This window comes from Streptomyces sp. NPDC026589, assembly GCF_040638385.1.
Taxonomy (GTDB): Bacteria; Actinomycetota; Actinomycetes; order Streptomycetales; family Streptomycetaceae; genus Streptomyces.
Genome location: NZ_JBEZYG010000004.1, coordinates 169739 through 183755, shown reverse-complemented (window position 1 = coordinate 183755; position 14017 = coordinate 169739). Strand labels below are relative to the sequence as shown.

At 72.5% G+C, this 14017-nt stretch carries 12 protein-coding genes; 6 read left to right on the top strand and 6 right to left on the bottom strand.

From position 1 onward, the window contains the following. The first annotated feature begins 22 nt into the window (after nt 1–22). From AB0F29_RS08945 to AB0F29_RS08935, 3 genes are read left to right on the top strand one after another with little or no spacing between them, the layout of a single operon-like run. A complete protein-coding gene (locus tag AB0F29_RS08945) occupies nt 23–607 on the top strand; it encodes a sigma-70 family RNA polymerase sigma factor (protein ID WP_018959502.1) in 585 nt (194 codons plus the stop codon). Then, nucleotides 604–1356 (top strand): anti-sigma factor, encoded by a 753-nt coding sequence (locus AB0F29_RS08940; protein WP_361869112.1) that lies wholly within the window; start codon nt 604–606, stop codon nt 1354–1356. The genes AB0F29_RS08945 and AB0F29_RS08940 overlap by 4 nt, the downstream gene beginning before the upstream one ends. A gap of 50 nt (nt 1357–1406) precedes the next feature. Further along, the gene (locus tag AB0F29_RS08935; protein ID WP_361869110.1) at nt 1407–2774 is read left to right on the top strand and encodes a deoxyribodipyrimidine photo-lyase; all 1368 of its coding nucleotides are present in this window, start codon (nt 1407–1409) and stop codon (nt 2772–2774) included. A gap of 108 nt (nt 2775–2882) precedes the next feature. Here the strand turns inward: AB0F29_RS08935 and AB0F29_RS08930 are convergent, their stop codons facing one another. The 5 genes from AB0F29_RS08930 to AB0F29_RS08910 are packed head-to-tail and all read right to left on the bottom strand — an operon-like array spanning nt 2883 to nt 8305. After that, complete coding sequence (locus AB0F29_RS08930; protein ID WP_361869107.1) at nt 2883–3686, bottom strand: DUF1295 domain-containing protein; 804 nt, start codon at nt 3684–3686, stop codon at nt 2883–2885. Continuing rightward, complete coding sequence (locus tag AB0F29_RS08925; RefSeq protein ID WP_361869104.1) at nt 3683–5035, bottom strand: cyclopropane-fatty-acyl-phospholipid synthase family protein; 1353 nt, start codon at nt 5033–5035, stop codon at nt 3683–3685. The genes AB0F29_RS08930 and AB0F29_RS08925 overlap by 4 nt, the downstream gene beginning before the upstream one ends. Then, nucleotides 5032–6297, bottom strand: coding sequence for a cyclopropane-fatty-acyl-phospholipid synthase family protein (locus AB0F29_RS08920; protein ID WP_361869101.1), 1266 nt, complete (start codon nt 6295–6297; stop codon nt 5032–5034). Before AB0F29_RS08920 ends, AB0F29_RS08925 begins: the two co-directional genes overlap by 4 nt. After that, nucleotides 6294–7019, bottom strand: coding sequence for a DUF1365 domain-containing protein (locus AB0F29_RS08915; RefSeq protein WP_361869098.1), 726 nt, complete (start codon nt 7017–7019; stop codon nt 6294–6296). The genes AB0F29_RS08920 and AB0F29_RS08915 overlap by 4 nt, the downstream gene beginning before the upstream one ends. Next, nucleotides 7013–8305, bottom strand: a complete 1293-nt coding sequence (locus AB0F29_RS08910) for an FAD-dependent oxidoreductase (protein WP_361869096.1) — start codon at nt 8303–8305, stop codon at nt 7013–7015. Before AB0F29_RS08910 ends, AB0F29_RS08915 begins: the two co-directional genes overlap by 7 nt. A 304-nt stretch (nt 8306–8609) precedes the next feature. On the opposite strand from AB0F29_RS08910, the gene AB0F29_RS08905 reads away from it, so the two are divergent. The 3 genes from AB0F29_RS08905 to AB0F29_RS08895 all read left to right on the top strand — a co-directional run bounded on the left by AB0F29_RS08905 (nt 8610) and on the right by AB0F29_RS08895 (nt 10882). After that, nucleotides 8610–9257, top strand: coding sequence for a fasciclin domain-containing protein (locus AB0F29_RS08905; protein ID WP_018959510.1), 648 nt, complete (start codon nt 8610–8612; stop codon nt 9255–9257). Nucleotides 9258–9354: 97 nt separating this feature from the next. Then, nucleotides 9355–10314: an ADP-ribosylglycohydrolase family protein gene (locus AB0F29_RS08900; RefSeq protein WP_361869092.1), complete on the top strand. Its 960-nt coding sequence runs from the start codon at nt 9355–9357 to the stop codon at nt 10312–10314. A gap of 130 nt (nt 10315–10444) precedes the next feature. Then, nucleotides 10445–10882, top strand: coding sequence for an SPW repeat protein (locus AB0F29_RS08895; RefSeq protein ID WP_361869089.1), 438 nt, complete (start codon nt 10445–10447; stop codon nt 10880–10882). A gap of 259 nt (nt 10883–11141) precedes the next feature. On the opposite strand, the gene AB0F29_RS08890 is transcribed toward AB0F29_RS08895, so the two are convergent. Next, nucleotides 11142–13982: a DEAD/DEAH box helicase gene (locus tag AB0F29_RS08890; protein ID WP_361869086.1), complete on the bottom strand. Its 2841-nt coding sequence runs from the start codon at nt 13980–13982 to the stop codon at nt 11142–11144. Between the last annotated feature and the right edge of the window lie 35 nt (nt 13983–14017).

The window sequence follows — 14017 nt, the reverse complement described above, 5'->3', positions numbered from 1 at the left end:
ATCGTCCCGGGAGGAAACCCGCGTGAAGGAAGCCGTACACATCAGTGGGGTGCCCTCGCCCGGCCCCGACCTCCAGGAGCTCCTGGTGCGGGTCGCGCGGGGCGACCAGGACGCGTTCGCCTCGGTGTACGACGCGGTGAGCGGGCCCGTGCTCGGCCTGGTGCGCAGCGTGCTCCGCGATCCGGCCCAGTCGGAGGAGGTGGCGCAGGAGGTGCTGGTGGAGGTGTGGCGCACCGCGCCCCGTTTCCGGGCGTCCCGGGGCAGCGCGATGAACTGGGTGCTGACCGTGGCCCACCACCGGGCCGTCGACCGGGTCCGCTCGGCGGAGGCCGCCGCCGCCCGGGAGCACAAGGCGGCGCTGCTGGACCGGACGCCCGCCTTCGACGAGGTGTCCGAACAGGTCGAGACCCGGTTGGAGAGAGAACAGGTACGGCGCTGTATGCGCACCCTGTCCGAGCTGCAACGCGAGTCGGTGACCCTGGCCTACTACCGGGGCCTGACCTACCGTGAGGTCTCCGAGCTGCTCGCCGTGCCGCTGGGCACCATCAAGACACGACTCCGCGACGGCCTCATCCGCCTGCGCGACTGCCTGGGGGTGAGCGCATGAGCACGGCCGAACTGCACACGCTGACCGGTGCCTATGCCCTGCACGCACTGCCGGACTCCGAACGGCAGGCGTTCGAGCGGCACCTGGAGGACTGCGAGGCCTGCACCCAGGAGGTGCGGGAGCTGTCGGCCACCGCCGCCCGGCTCGGCCTCGCCGTCGCCGAGACCCCGCCGCGCGAGCTGCGCGACCGGGTGCTGCGGGAGATCACGACCGTACGCCAGGAGGCTCCGGCGCCCGGCAGACGGGCACGGACCGGCGGGGGCGGACGCACCGGCCGGTGGTACTCCTACGCGCTCGCCGCCTGCGTCGCCGCGGCCGCCGCGTTCGGCGGGGTCGCGGTCTGGCAGAACCAGGTGGCGCAGGACGCGCGGCAGGAGGCGAACCAGGCGCAGCGGCAGAACGAGCAGCTGGCCCAGGTGCTCTCGGCCCCAGACGCGAAGACCACGTCGAGTGAGCTGACGGGCGGCGCACACGGCACCGTCGTCGTCTCGCGGAGCCAGAACCGTGCCGTGTTCCTGGCCTCGGGGATGGACCGGCCGCCGAGCGGCAAGGTCTACCAGCTCTGGTTCAACGACGAGGGCACGATGCGCCCGGCCGGTCTGATGGATCCGCAGGCGAGCGACGACGCGGTCCTGCTGGACGGGCCGGTGGACCGGGCGTCCGGGATGGGCATCACGGTCGAACCCGCCGGAGGCTCCGACGAACCGACCTCGTCCCCGGTGGCGTTGATGAACTTCCCGACAGCCTGACCGCTCACCTGCCCACTCACCCACGAACCATGCAAGGGAGCGTCCGTTCCATGAGTGTCGCGGTGGTGCTGTTCACCTCCGATCTGCGGCTGCACGACAACCCGGTGCTGCGTGCCGCCCTGCGGGACGCGGACGAGGTCGTCCCGTTGTTCGTCCGGGACGACGCCGTCCACCGCGCCGGGTTCGACGCGCCCAACCGGCTGGCGTTCCTCGCCGACTGTCTGGCCGCCCTGGACACCGGACTCCGCCACCGGGGCGGCCGGCTGGTCGTCCGCCGGGGCGAGGTGGCCGAGGCGGTGAGGCGGGTGGCCGAGGAGACCGGGGCGGCCGCCGTGCACGTCGCCGCCGGGGTCAGCGGGTACGCGACGCGGCGCGAGCAACGGATCCGGGAGGCCCTGACGGGCACCGGCGGCGAGCTGCGCGTCCATGACGCGGTGGTCACCGCGCTCGCTCCGGGCCGGGTGGTCCCGACGGGCGGCAAGGACCACTTCGCGGTGTTCACCCCGTACTTCCGCCGTTGGGAGGCGGAGGGAGTACGGGGCACACTGACCGCTCCCCGCTCGGTGCGGGTGCCGGACGGTGTGGCGAGCGACCCGCTCCCGGACCGGGAAACCGTCGAGAACCTCTCCCCCGGCCTCGCCCGGGGCGGCGAGGAGGCGGGCCGCAAGCTGGTGACGGCCTGGCTGAACGGGCCGATGGCCGACTACGAGGACGGCCACGACGACCTGGCCGGCGACGCGACGTCCCGGCTCTCCCCTCATCTCCACTTCGGTACGGTCTCCGCCGCCGAACTGGTCCACCGCGCCCGGGAGAAGGGCGGGCCCGGCGGCGAGGCGTTCGTGCGGCAACTGGCCTGGCGCGACTTCCACCACCAGGTCCTCGCGGCCCGCCCCGACGCCTCCTGGTCCGACTACCGGCCGCGCCGGGACCGCTGGCGCTCCGACGAGGACGAGATCGACGCCTGGAAGTCCGGGCGTACGGGATATCCGCTGGTGGACGCGGCGATGCGGCAGCTCGCGCACGAGGGCTGGATGCACAACCGGGGCCGGATGCTGGCCGCGAGTTTCCTCACCAAGACGCTGTACGTGGACTGGCGGGTGGGCGCCCGGCATTTCCTGGACCTGCTGGTCGACGGCGACCTGGCGAACAACCAGCTCAACTGGCAGTGGGTGGCGGGCACCGGCACGGACACCCGGCCCAACCGGGTGCTCAACCCGGTGATCCAGGGCAAGCGCTTCGATCCGCGCGGCGCCTACGCACGGCGCTGGGTGCCGGAGCTGGCGGAGCTGGAGGGGGCCGCGATCCACGAGCCCTGGAAGCTTCAGGGCCTGGACCGGGCGGGCCTGGACTACCCGGACCCGGTGGTGGACCTGGCCGAGGCCCGGGCCCGCTTCGAACGCGCCCGGGGCCTGGACTGACCGGACGACGGCCACGACGCGAAGAGGCCCGTCCCGCGGAGACGCGGGACGGGCCTCTTCGGCTGTCAGACCCGGCCCGGGGAGACGCGGGACAGGCCTCTTCGGCTGTCAGACCCGGCGCGGCGGCCGGGGGAAGAAGCCGCTCGTCCGCGCCACGTAGGCGTCGAACCCGGGGCGATCGGCCATATGGCGCTCCAGCAGGGCCGCGCCGCTGCCCTTGGTCAGCAGGAAGCTCATCACCAGCGGGGCGACGACGGTGGCGGCAGCGGCGGCGGGGGCCTGGCAGACGAAGAGGAAGAGGCCCCACCAGACGCAGAAGTCACCGAAGTAGTTCGGGTGGCGGGTCCAGGACCAGAGCCCCCGGTCCATGATCTTCCCCTGGTTGGCGGGGTCGGCCTTGAACCGGGCGAGCTGCGCGTCGCCGATCGCCTCGAAGGCGAGGCCGACCGCCCACAGGAGTGCCCCCGCCCAGGCCCACCAGGCGAGCGGCGCGGTGAGGTAGTGCGCGGCCTGCACCGGGAGCGAGACCAGCCAGACCAGCGCCCCCTGGAGGAGATACACCTTGCGCAGGGCGTACAGGTTCGGGTTGCCGGGGGCCTTGGCCAGCATCTTCGCGTAGCGCGGGTCCTCCCCGTGGCCCCTTCCGCGCCGGCCGATGTGGAGGGCCAAGCGCAGCCCCCAGATGACGGTCAGCGCGGTGACCAGGAGCCGCCGGCCGTCGTCGCCGTCGCCCGCCGACAGGCCGTAGGAGACCAGGGCGACCGCGGCGAAGCCGATGCCCCAGGCGATGTCGACGATCCGGTGCACGCCCTTCTTCAGGGCGATGGCGAAGGTGACGAGCATGACGCCGAGCGCGGCGACGGCCGCGCCCGCGAGGCCGCTCGCGAACGCGGACCAGGCGAAGCCGCTCATGAGCTCTCCTCCGGGGCGGCCGGCGCGTACCAGTCGCGCCGAGTGGGCGGCATCGCGGCGGAGCCGACCGGGTCGGGCCGTACGGAGAGGATCTGGTCGACGCCCATCCGGCGTTCCTCGAACGCGAGCGCGCCGCCGACGAGGTAGAGCCGCCACACCCGCGCGGTCTCCTCCCCCACCAGCGCGACGAACTCCGCCCACCGCTCCTCCAGGGTGCGCCGCCAGGCCTCCACCGTCCACACGTAGTGCTCGCGCAGCGATTCGACGTCACGCACCTCGAGACCGGCGCCCTCCAGCAGGGCGACGGTCTCACCGAGCGGCCGCATGTGCATGTCGGGGGCGATGTACGACTCGATGAACGCGCCGCCGCCCGGCGCGGTCGTCCCCCGGGACATCTGCTGGACCAGGGCCCGTCCCTTCGGCCGCAGCGCGTCGTGCAGGATCGCGGTGAACGCCGGGTACTCGGCGTCCCCGACGTGCTCGCCCATCTCGATGGTGGACACCGCGTCGTACGCGCCCCGGGTCTCCGGCCGCCCCGCGATGTCCCGGTAGTCGATGTTCAGCACCTCGACGCGATCGTCGAGGCCGCGCGCGGTGACCTGCTCCCGTACGTACGCGGCCTGTTCGGCGGCGAGGGTGACGGCGGTGACGCGGACGCCGTGGCGCTCGGCCGCGTACAGGGTCAGCGAACCCCAGCCGCAGCCGATGTCCAGCAGCCGTGCGCCGGGCCGCAGTCCGAGCTTGCGGCAGATCAGCTCCAGCTTGTCGCGCTGCGCGTCGGCCGGGCCGTAGCCGGGTGCGTCGCTGGTCCAGTATCCGCAGGAGTACGCCATCGTCTCGTCGAGGAGGAGCGCGTAGAAGGCGTTGGACAGGTCGTAGTGGTGGCTGATCGCCGCCCGGTCCCGGGCCTTGCTGTGCAGGGCCCCGCGCAGTCCGGCGCGGGCGGCGGGCACCGGTGGCCGGGGACCGACCGCGCCGAGCCGCAGGGCGAGGCCCGCCGCCCTGAGCCGGTCGGCGAGGGCGGGCGCGGGCGCGGTCAGGCCGCGGTCGCGAGCGGCGCGGCGCATGGCGCGCAGCCCGTCGCCGAGATCGGTGTCGAGGTCGATGTCGCCGGTGATGTAGGCCTCGGCGAGGCCGAGTTCGCCCGGCTCCCACAGCAGGCGGCGCAGCGCTCTGCGGGTCCGAACATGGACGGTGGGAGCGTCCCTGGGCCCGGTCTCGCTGCCGTCCCACATCCGTACCCGGACCGGCGGCGGGCCGCCGAGGAACCGCTCGATCAGCGGTTCGACGCGCTGGGCGGCCCCGGTCGGGGTGCGCCGGGCGGGGGGTTGGGGGGCGGTGGTGGTCACGCGGTCTCCTCGCGGGTCAGAAGCAGCTGCTGCACATCGAGATAGCCGGAGCGGAAGCCCGCTTCGGAGTAGGCGAGGTAGAAGGTCCACATCCGGCGGAAGACGGCGTCGAAGCCGAGGGCGTCGACCTCGGCCGCCCGCTCGGTGAACCTCTCCCGCCACAGCCGGAGCGTCTCGGCGTAGTGCGCGCCGAAGCGGATGCGCTGCGTGGTGCGCAGGCGGGTGTGGCCGGTGGTGATCCGCTCCACGGCTTCGGTGGAGGGCAGGAGTCCGCCGGGGAAGATGTACTTCTGGATCCAGGTGTACGTGGAGCGGCTGGCGCGCAGCCGGTCGTCGGGCATCGTGATGGCCTGGAGGGCGATCCGGCCGCCGGGCGCGAGCAGCCGGTCCAGGGTCTCGAAGTAGACCGGCCAGAACTCCTCGCCGACCGCCTCGACCATCTCCACGCTGACGATGGCGTCGTAGTCGCCGGTGACCTGGCGGTAGTCGCTCAGCCGCACCTCGACGCGGTCCGCGTACCCGGCGTCGCGGATCCGGGCGCGGGCCAGTTCGCGCTGTTCGGCGGAGAGGGTGACGGTGACGACCCGGGCGCCGCGGGCGGCCGCGCGGACGGCCAGTTCGCCCCAGCCGGTGCCGATCTCCAGGAGGCGGGTGCCCTCGGTGACCCCGGCGGCATCGAGCAGCCGGTCGATCTTGCGGTGCTGGGCGGCGGGCAGCAGGTCGTGTTCGGCGGGGAAGCCGCGGAACACGGCGGAGGAGTAGGAGAGCGTCTCGTCGAGGAAGAGGGCGAACAGCTCGTTGGACAGGTCGTAGTGGTGGCTGATGTTGTCCCGGGAGCCTTCGGGGGTGTTCAGCTGGGCGGCGGGCCTGCGCAGCGCCCAGACGCCGCGCAGGCGTTGCAGCGGCCGGGGGACGAGGTCGGCGGCGTGGTCGGCCAGCACGGTCAGCACGCCGACCAGGTCGGGCGCGTCCCACTCCCCCGCCATGTAGGACTCGCCGAAGCCGATGAGTCCGCTCGCGCCGATCCGCCGGAAGAAGGCGTCGGGGTCGCGGATGTCCATGAGCGGCCCGCCGAGGCCTATGGCGTCCCTGCCCGCGAGCCGGGCGCGCAGGGGGAGCCGGCCGAGCGCGTGGCGGACGATGCGCTCGGCGACGGCGGTCCGGGCGCGGGAGGCCCGGGGCTGCTCGATGATGTCGGGCCAGCGTTGCGGGTCGGTCCCGGGGGTGTGCTCTGCCGGCGGCGCGGAGGTGGGCGCGGTCACTGCATGCCTTCCTGTGGGCGGTGCGGGGGACGGGGCTGCACGGGAAGCCCGCGCAGATAGAGCCGGATGCCGTGCAGGCGGATCGCGGCGGAGACGAGGAGGGTGGACAGCGGGTGGCGCAGGGCGAGGCGCACCAACTCCCGGGGGCCGGCTGGCCGCCGGTCGCCCCGTACGGTCGCGGTGAACGGGCGGGCCCCGTCGCGCTCCAGATGGATGCTCAGGTCGAGCTGGGGCCCGGGCTCGGGCAGCCGCATCCGGTAGCCGCCGTCCACGGGGAAGAACGGCGAGACGTAGAACTCCTTGTCGGCCACGGCCCGGTCGCCCCCGTCGGGGCGCAGGAGGTAGCCGTGCCGTCCGCCGTACGTGTTGTGCACCTCGGCGACGACGCAGAGAGGGCTCCCGTCGGCCCGGTGGCACCAGTAGACGGTGATCGGGTTGAAGACGTGTCCGAACACCCGGGCCTGGGTGAGCATGGTGACGGTGCCCTCGCCCAGCTCCACGCCCCGCGCCCGCAGGAAGCGCTCCAGCCCGGCCCGGATGGTGGGGGCGGTGCCGCCGAAGTGGTCGCGGGGGTCGAACCGGGCCAGCGGTCGCAGGAGGCGGGGCAGCCGGGGCGGCCGGTCGGGGTCGATGAGCCAGAGATACGTACGGTGCCGGAACGCGTACCTCGTCGGCCGGTTCCGTACGTGCGTGATCGTGCACGGATAGAGGGCGTTCACCACCTCACCCCCAGGGCCGCCGCGGCCTCGGCCCCCGAACGGCAGCCGTCCTCGTGGAACCCCCAGCCGTGGTACGCCCCCGCGTAGGCGGTGACGGGACCGGAGAGGGCGGGCAGGCGGCCCTGCGCGGCGACGGACTCGGGTGTGTAGACGGGGTGCTCGTAGACCATGCGGGCGCGTACGGAGGCGGGGTCGACGCGGTCGGAGCCGTTCAGCGTGACGACGAAGGTCTCGGGCGCGTCGAGCCGCTGGAGCCGGTTCATGTCGTAGCTGACGGTGACGCGGTCGGCGTCGGCGGCGCACGAGGGCATCAGGTAGTTCCAGGAGGCCCTGGCCCCCCGGGCGCGCGGCAGCAACGCGGTGTCGGTGTGCAGCAGGGTCGGGTTACGGGAGTACCGGAACGCGCCGAGCGTGCCGCGCTCGGCGTCGGTCGGGTCGGTGAGCAGCCGCAGCGCCTGGTCGGGGTGGGTGGCGATGACGACGGAGTCGTACGGGGTTCTCGTGCCGTCCTCCGTGGTGATCTCGACGCCGTCCGCGTGCCGGGTGATGGCGCGTACCGGGGTCGAGATGTGCACGGCGGTGAGCTGCTTGACGAGGAGGTCGACGTAGGCGCGCGAGCCGCCGGTGACGGTGCGCCAGACCGGGGAGCCGCCGACGGCGAGCATGCCGTGGTGGGCGAGGAAGCGGAAGAGATAGCGGGCCGGGTAGCACAGGGCGGTGACCGGGTCGCAGGACCAGACGGCGGAGACCATGGGCGTGAGGAAGTGGGCGTGGAAGTAGGGCGAGAAGCGCCCGCGCCGGGCGAACTCCCCCAGCGTCATCCCGCTCGTGCCACCCGTCTCGCCCGTCCCGCTCTCCGGCAGTTCCAGGAGGGCCCGGGCCGCGCGGTGGAAGCGCGGCACCTCGGCGAGCATCCGCAGATAGGGGCCCCGCACGGCGGAGCGCGGCTGCGCGAAGAGCCCGGCCGGGCCACGCGCCCCGGCGTACTCGAGGCCGCATCCCTCGCACCGTACGGACATCGACATCTCGGACTCCTGGGTGGCGGCGCCCAGTTCGTCGAAGAGCCGCAGCAGGTGGGGGTAGGTCCGGCGGTTGTGCACGATGAACCCGGAGTCCACGCGGTGCACCCGGCCGTCGGACGCGGTCAGGTCATGCGTGTGGGCGTGGCCTCCGACGCGGTCCTCCGCCTCGTACAGCGTCACCTCGTGGGCGTTCCGGAGAACGTGGGCGGCGGTCAGTCCCGCCACTCCGGACCCGACCACGGCCGTCCGCCGTCGTTCCCCTGCCATTCCGGCTCCCTCCGGTCCCTCAGCACACAGGTCGGAGCACTGCTCGGGTGCTCCTCACCGTGCATTCGTGGCGGGTGGCCGGATGGATTGGTCGATCAGTGGATCTACTCCGAACGGGTGAATGAGGGTTCCGGACCAATCCGCCGGCCGACCGGCGTCGAACCCCTTGTGTGAGAGCAGACCGGAACGACGCGCGGCCGGCCGGGGCACTTCCGCCCCGCCGGTCCCGCCGGCCGCACGCCCCACTCCCCTTTTCTCTTCTCTTTCTCTCTCCGCACCAGACCTTCGATCCAGGAGAAACGCCATGAACACGCTCCTCTTCCGCCGCGCAGCCGTCGCCGTCTCCGCAGCGGCCGTGCTGCCGCTCGCCCTGACCGCCTGCTCGTCGGACGACTCCTCCAAGGACTCGGCGGCAGGCTCGACGCCCAGCTCGTCCGCCCCGGCGAGCCCCTCGGCCGATGACTCGGCGACCATGGACGAGCCGTTCGGTCCGGCCTGTTCGTCGGTGCCGACGGAGGGCGCGGGCTCGTTCGACGGCATGGCGAAGGACCCGGTCGCCACGGCCGCCTCGAACAACGAGGAGCTGTCGACGCTGGTGGCCGCCGTGAAGCAGGCAGGCCTGGTCGACACGCTCAACAACGCGGAGAACATCACGGTGTTCGCCCCGACCAACGACGCCTTCGCCAAGATCCCGAAGGCCGACCTGGACGCACTGCTGGCGAACAAGGCCGAGCTCACCAAGGTCCTCACCTACCACGTGGTGGGCGAGAAGCTGACGCCCCAGCAGCTGGAGAAGGGCTCCTTCGACACGCTGGAGAAGAGCAAGCTGACCACGGCCGGCTCGGGCGTCGAGTACACCGTGAACGACGCGTCGAAGGTCGTCTGCGGCAACGTCCCGACCGCCAACGCCACGGTCTACATCGTCGACTCGGTCCTGATGCCCCCGAAGTAGCCCCCCCACCGACCCCCACGGACGAGGGGCGGGGAGCCGCGGTGTACCGCGGCTCCCCGCCCCTCGTCGTGCGCAGGCGCTGCCCTAGCCTGACCGGATGACACACCGTGACCCCCTGGGCCGTGGCGACCGCGTGGCCGGAGCCGTGGTCGGGTCCGCCGCCGGGGACGCGCTCGGCGCCCCGTTCGAGTTCGGCCCCGCCGGCGTGTTCACGGCCCGCTTCCCGGACGGCGTCGGGGCGCTGTGCGGGGGCGGCGGCTGGGACCCGGGCGAGGCGACGGACGACACGCAGATGGCCGTGCTGGTCGGGGAGTCGCTGCTGGAGCGAGGCGGCCTGGACCTGCCGGACGTGTTCGACCGGTTCCGGAGGTGGGCCGCGGGCGGGCCGAAGGACATCGGCCTCCAGACCGAGGACGTGCTGACCAACGGCGAACCCTGGGACCTGGCGGCGGCCCTGCACTTCCAGCTCAACGGGCGGGCCGCGGGCAACGGTTCGCTGATGCGGGCGACCACATCGGCGGTGTACTTCGCACGTTCCGGCCGCCCGGGGACGATGGAGGCGGCCCGCCGGATCGCGGCGCTGACCCACGGCGACCGGGCGGCCTGGGAGGGCACCGCCGTCCTCCACGAACTGATCCGGGTCGCGCTGGCAGGCGAGGACCCGCTCGCCGCCCTCCCCGCGACGCTGGCCGAGGTCCACGCCGACCACCGGGCCCGCTGGGCGACGGTACTGGCCCCCGACTGGCACCCGGGCCTGGCGACCGAGTTCAACGGCGCGGTGTGGCCCTGCCTGGGCACGGCGCTCTGGGCGCTGCGCACGACGGACACCTTCGAGCGGTCCCTGGCGGCCGCCGTCGACGTGGGCGGGGACACCGACACGGTGGCAGCCGTGACGGGTGGCCTGGCGGGAGCGGTGTACGGCATCGGAACGATCCCCGACCGCTGGACCGAGCCCCTGCACGTACCGCTGCCCGGCTACGGGAACCGCCGGCTGACCGCGGGGGACCTTCGCACCCTGGCCGGTCGCCTCGACTCCGAAGGGCCTCGGAGCACCTGAGAATCCCCACCAACAACATCGCCCGAAAAATACACATAAACGCCAGATAAGAGCACTATGGGGATGAGGGTGCCTGCCGCATCTCTTCGCTACGGCGGCGGGGCCCGCACGACGAAGGAGACGAAATCTCATGAGCAACGTCTCACACGCGAGGAGTGACCTATCGGGCCACCCCGATGCCTCGGAAATGCGTGCGCGGTACGACCGGGTGATGGGTGGTCGCGATGTGGCGCTGGTGGACGCGCCGGTGTTCCTCGTCGGCCTCTACTGCGCCGTTTCCCCGTGGGTGCTCCACTTCACGGCCAGCCAGCCGGCCCTGGTCACGCACAACCTGGTGATGGGCATCGCCATCGCGGTACTGGCTCTCGGCTTCACGGTGATGCCGGAGCGCATGTACGGCCTGAGCTGGGCGATCTGCGCCATGGGTGCGTGGATCATCGTGTCGAGCTGGGTGGTGGGCAGCAGCCCGGACGCCGGGATCGTGATCAACAACATCATCGTCGGCGGCTTGACCGTACTGCTGGGCATGGTCTGCGCGGGAGCAGCCGCCAAAACCCGCAGCACCTGACCCGGACGCGCCCCGAAAGCCCCCGCCCCTCTTCGATCCCGCTCAAGCCCCTCCGGCGGCCGTACTCCAGCCCCTCCGGCGCTTGAGGAGCGGGGGCCGGGGCAGAGCCAGCCACCCTCCCAGCCCCTCCGGCGCTTGAGGAGCGGGGCCCGGGGCAGAGCCCCGGTTTCGGGAAGGGGCGGGTAGGGGAACAAGCCCGCCGCAGGCGCACCCGCACGACCTGCCCCACCCCGCCCGCGCGCCGCGCCCAGCACCGGCGTCAGCCGACAGAGCTGTAAGCCACGACCCCCCGCAACACCGCGTCCACCGCCTTGCGCGCGTTCTTCGCCACGGGACTCGCCCCCTCCCCCGCATCGCGAGGAGCCGCCGCGGCCACCTGCCCCAGCACGTCGATCACCTGCTTGCACCACCGCACGAAGTCCCCCGCCGGCATCTCCGCCTCGCGCAGCACCTCGTCCAGCGTCCGGCCGGAGGCCCACATGTAGACCGCCCAGGCGAAGCCGAGATCGGGTTCACGCTGCCCGACCCCTTCCGTCTGGTTGATCTTGAAGTCCTCCTCCAGGGCGTCCAGCCGCCCCCAGATCCGCACCATCTCGCCCATGGCGAGCTTGGCGGGACCGGACGGCAGCTTCGGCGCGACGGCGTCGTCGGCCTGCCGCGCCTCGTACACCAACGCCGATACGCAAGCCGCCAGTTCAGCGGGGTTGAGCCCTTCCCAGACGCCCTCCCGAAGGCACTCGCTGGCGAGCAGATCCAGCTCCCCGTACAGCCGGGCCAGCCGCCGCCCGTTCGCGGTGACCTCGTTGCCCCGGAGGTAGTCCAGCTCGGTGAGGAGCGCGACGATCCGGTCGAAGGTCCGGGCGATCGTGTTCGTCCGCCCCTCGATCCGCTTCTCCAGATGCCGGGTGTCCCGCTGCAGCCGGTGGTAGCGCTCGGCCCACCGCGCGTGGTCCTCCCGCTCGTCGCACCCGTGGCAGGGGTGGGCGCGCAGCTCGGTCCGCAGCCGGGCGATCTCGCGGTCGTCGGCGGCCGGCGCCCGCCCCTTGCGGTGCCGGTCGGGCACGACGTGCCCGGCCTTCGTCCGCAGCGCGGAGGCCAGATCACGCCGGGACTGCGGCGAGCGCGGGTTGAACGACTTCGGGACGCGCATCCGGTCCAGCGCCTCCACCGGCACCGGGAAGTCCATCGAGGCCAGCCGCTTGACCTGGCGCTCGGCGGTCAGCACCAGCGGACGCGGCCCGTCATGGTGGTCGAACCCGCGGTGCCCGTTGGCCCGCCCGGCAGGAAGCCCCGGGTCCAGCACGAGGGCGAGCCCCGCGAACTTCCCCGTCGGCACGTGGATGACGTCCCCGGCCTTCAGCTTCTCCAGCGAGGAGGCCGCCGCCGCTCGGCGTTGCGCCGCGCCCTGCTTGGCCAGCTCCGTCTCGCGGTCCTTGAGGTCGCGCCGCAGGCGCGCGTACTCCTCGAAGTCACCGAGGTGGCAGGTCATGCCCTCCTGGTAGCCCTCCAGGCCCTCCTCGTTCCGCTGCACCTGACGCGAGATCCCCACGACGGACTTGTCCGCCTGGAACTGGGCGAACGAGGTCTCCAGCAGCTCCCGCGAGCGGTGCCGCCCGAACTGCTGCACCAGGTTGACCGCCATGTTGTACGAGGGGCGGAAGCTGGAGCGCAGCGGATAGGTGCGGGTGCCCGCGAGGCCGGCCAGCGCCGTCGGGTCCATGCCGCGCTGCCACAGGACCACCGCGTGGCCCTCGACGTCGATGCCGCGGCGCCCGGCCCGGCCGGTGAGCTGGGTGTACTCACCGGGGGTGATGTCGGCATGCTGCTCGCCGTTCCACTTGACGAGCTTCTCCAGGACCACGGAACGCGCGGGCATGTTGATGCCGAGCGCCAGCGTCTCCGTGGCGAAGACGGCCTTCACCAGCCCCCGTACGAACAGCTCCTCGACGACCTCCTTGAAGGTCGGCAGCATGCCCGCGTGGTGCGCGGCGATGCCCCGCTCCAGACCTTCGAGCCACTCGTAGTAGCCCAGGACGTGCAGGTCCTCGCCGGGGATGGACGCGGTCCGCTCCTCGACGATCTCCCGGACCAATCGGCGCTTGTCCTCGTCGTTGAGCCGCAGACCGGCGTACAGGCACTGCTGGACCGCGGCCTCGCAGCCGGCCCGGCTGAAGATGAAGGTGATGGCGGGGAGCAGGCCCTCGTTGTCCAGCCGGTCGATGACCTCGGGCCGGCCGGGCGTCCAGATCCGGCCGCGCTGACGCCTCTCGCGCTCACGGTCGGCCTCGCGCACCATCTTGCCCCGGCGGCGGTCGCGGGGGTTGTAGACGTTCTGGCTCTCCTGCCGGGCGAGACGGACCAGGTCGGGGTTGACCTCACGCCGTCCGGCGCCCCGGCCGCCGTGGTCGGTCGCCTCCTCGAAGAGGTCGTACATCTTGCGTCCGGCCATCACGTGCTGCCAGAGCGGCACCGGGCGGTGCTCGGAGACGATCACCTCGGTGTCGCCGCGCACGGTGTCCAGCCAGTCGCCGAACTCCTCCGCGTTGGAGACGGTCGCCGACAGGGAGACCAGCGTCACCGACTCGGGGAGGTGAATGATCACTTCCTCCCACACCGCGCCGCGGAAGCGGTCGGAGAGGTAGTGCACCTCGTCCATGACCACATAGCCGAGGCCGGACAGCGACTGGGAGCCCGCGTACAGCATGTTCCGCAGGACCTCGGTGGTCATCACGACCACCGGCGCCTCGGAGTTGACGCTGTTGTCACCGGTCAGCAGACCGACCTTGTCGGCACCGTAGCGCTTGACCAGATCGGCGAACTTCTGGTTGGAGAGCGCCTTGATCGGTGTGGTGTAGAAGCACTTGCGGCCCTGCTCCAGGGCCAGATGCACGGCGAACTCGCCGACGATCGTCTTGCCCGACCCGGTGGGGGCCGCGACCAGCACCCCCTTGCCCGCCTCCAGGGCCTGGCAGGCCTCGATCTGGAACGGGTCCAGACCGAACTCGTACATCTCGCGGAAGGGCCCGAGGGCCGTGGCCATCTCGGCCGCACGGTCCCGAGAAGCCTGGTATCGCTCAGCTGGTGAGAGGTCCTCTGTCATCTTGGCTACGAGCCTACCCGCCACCTCTGACACTC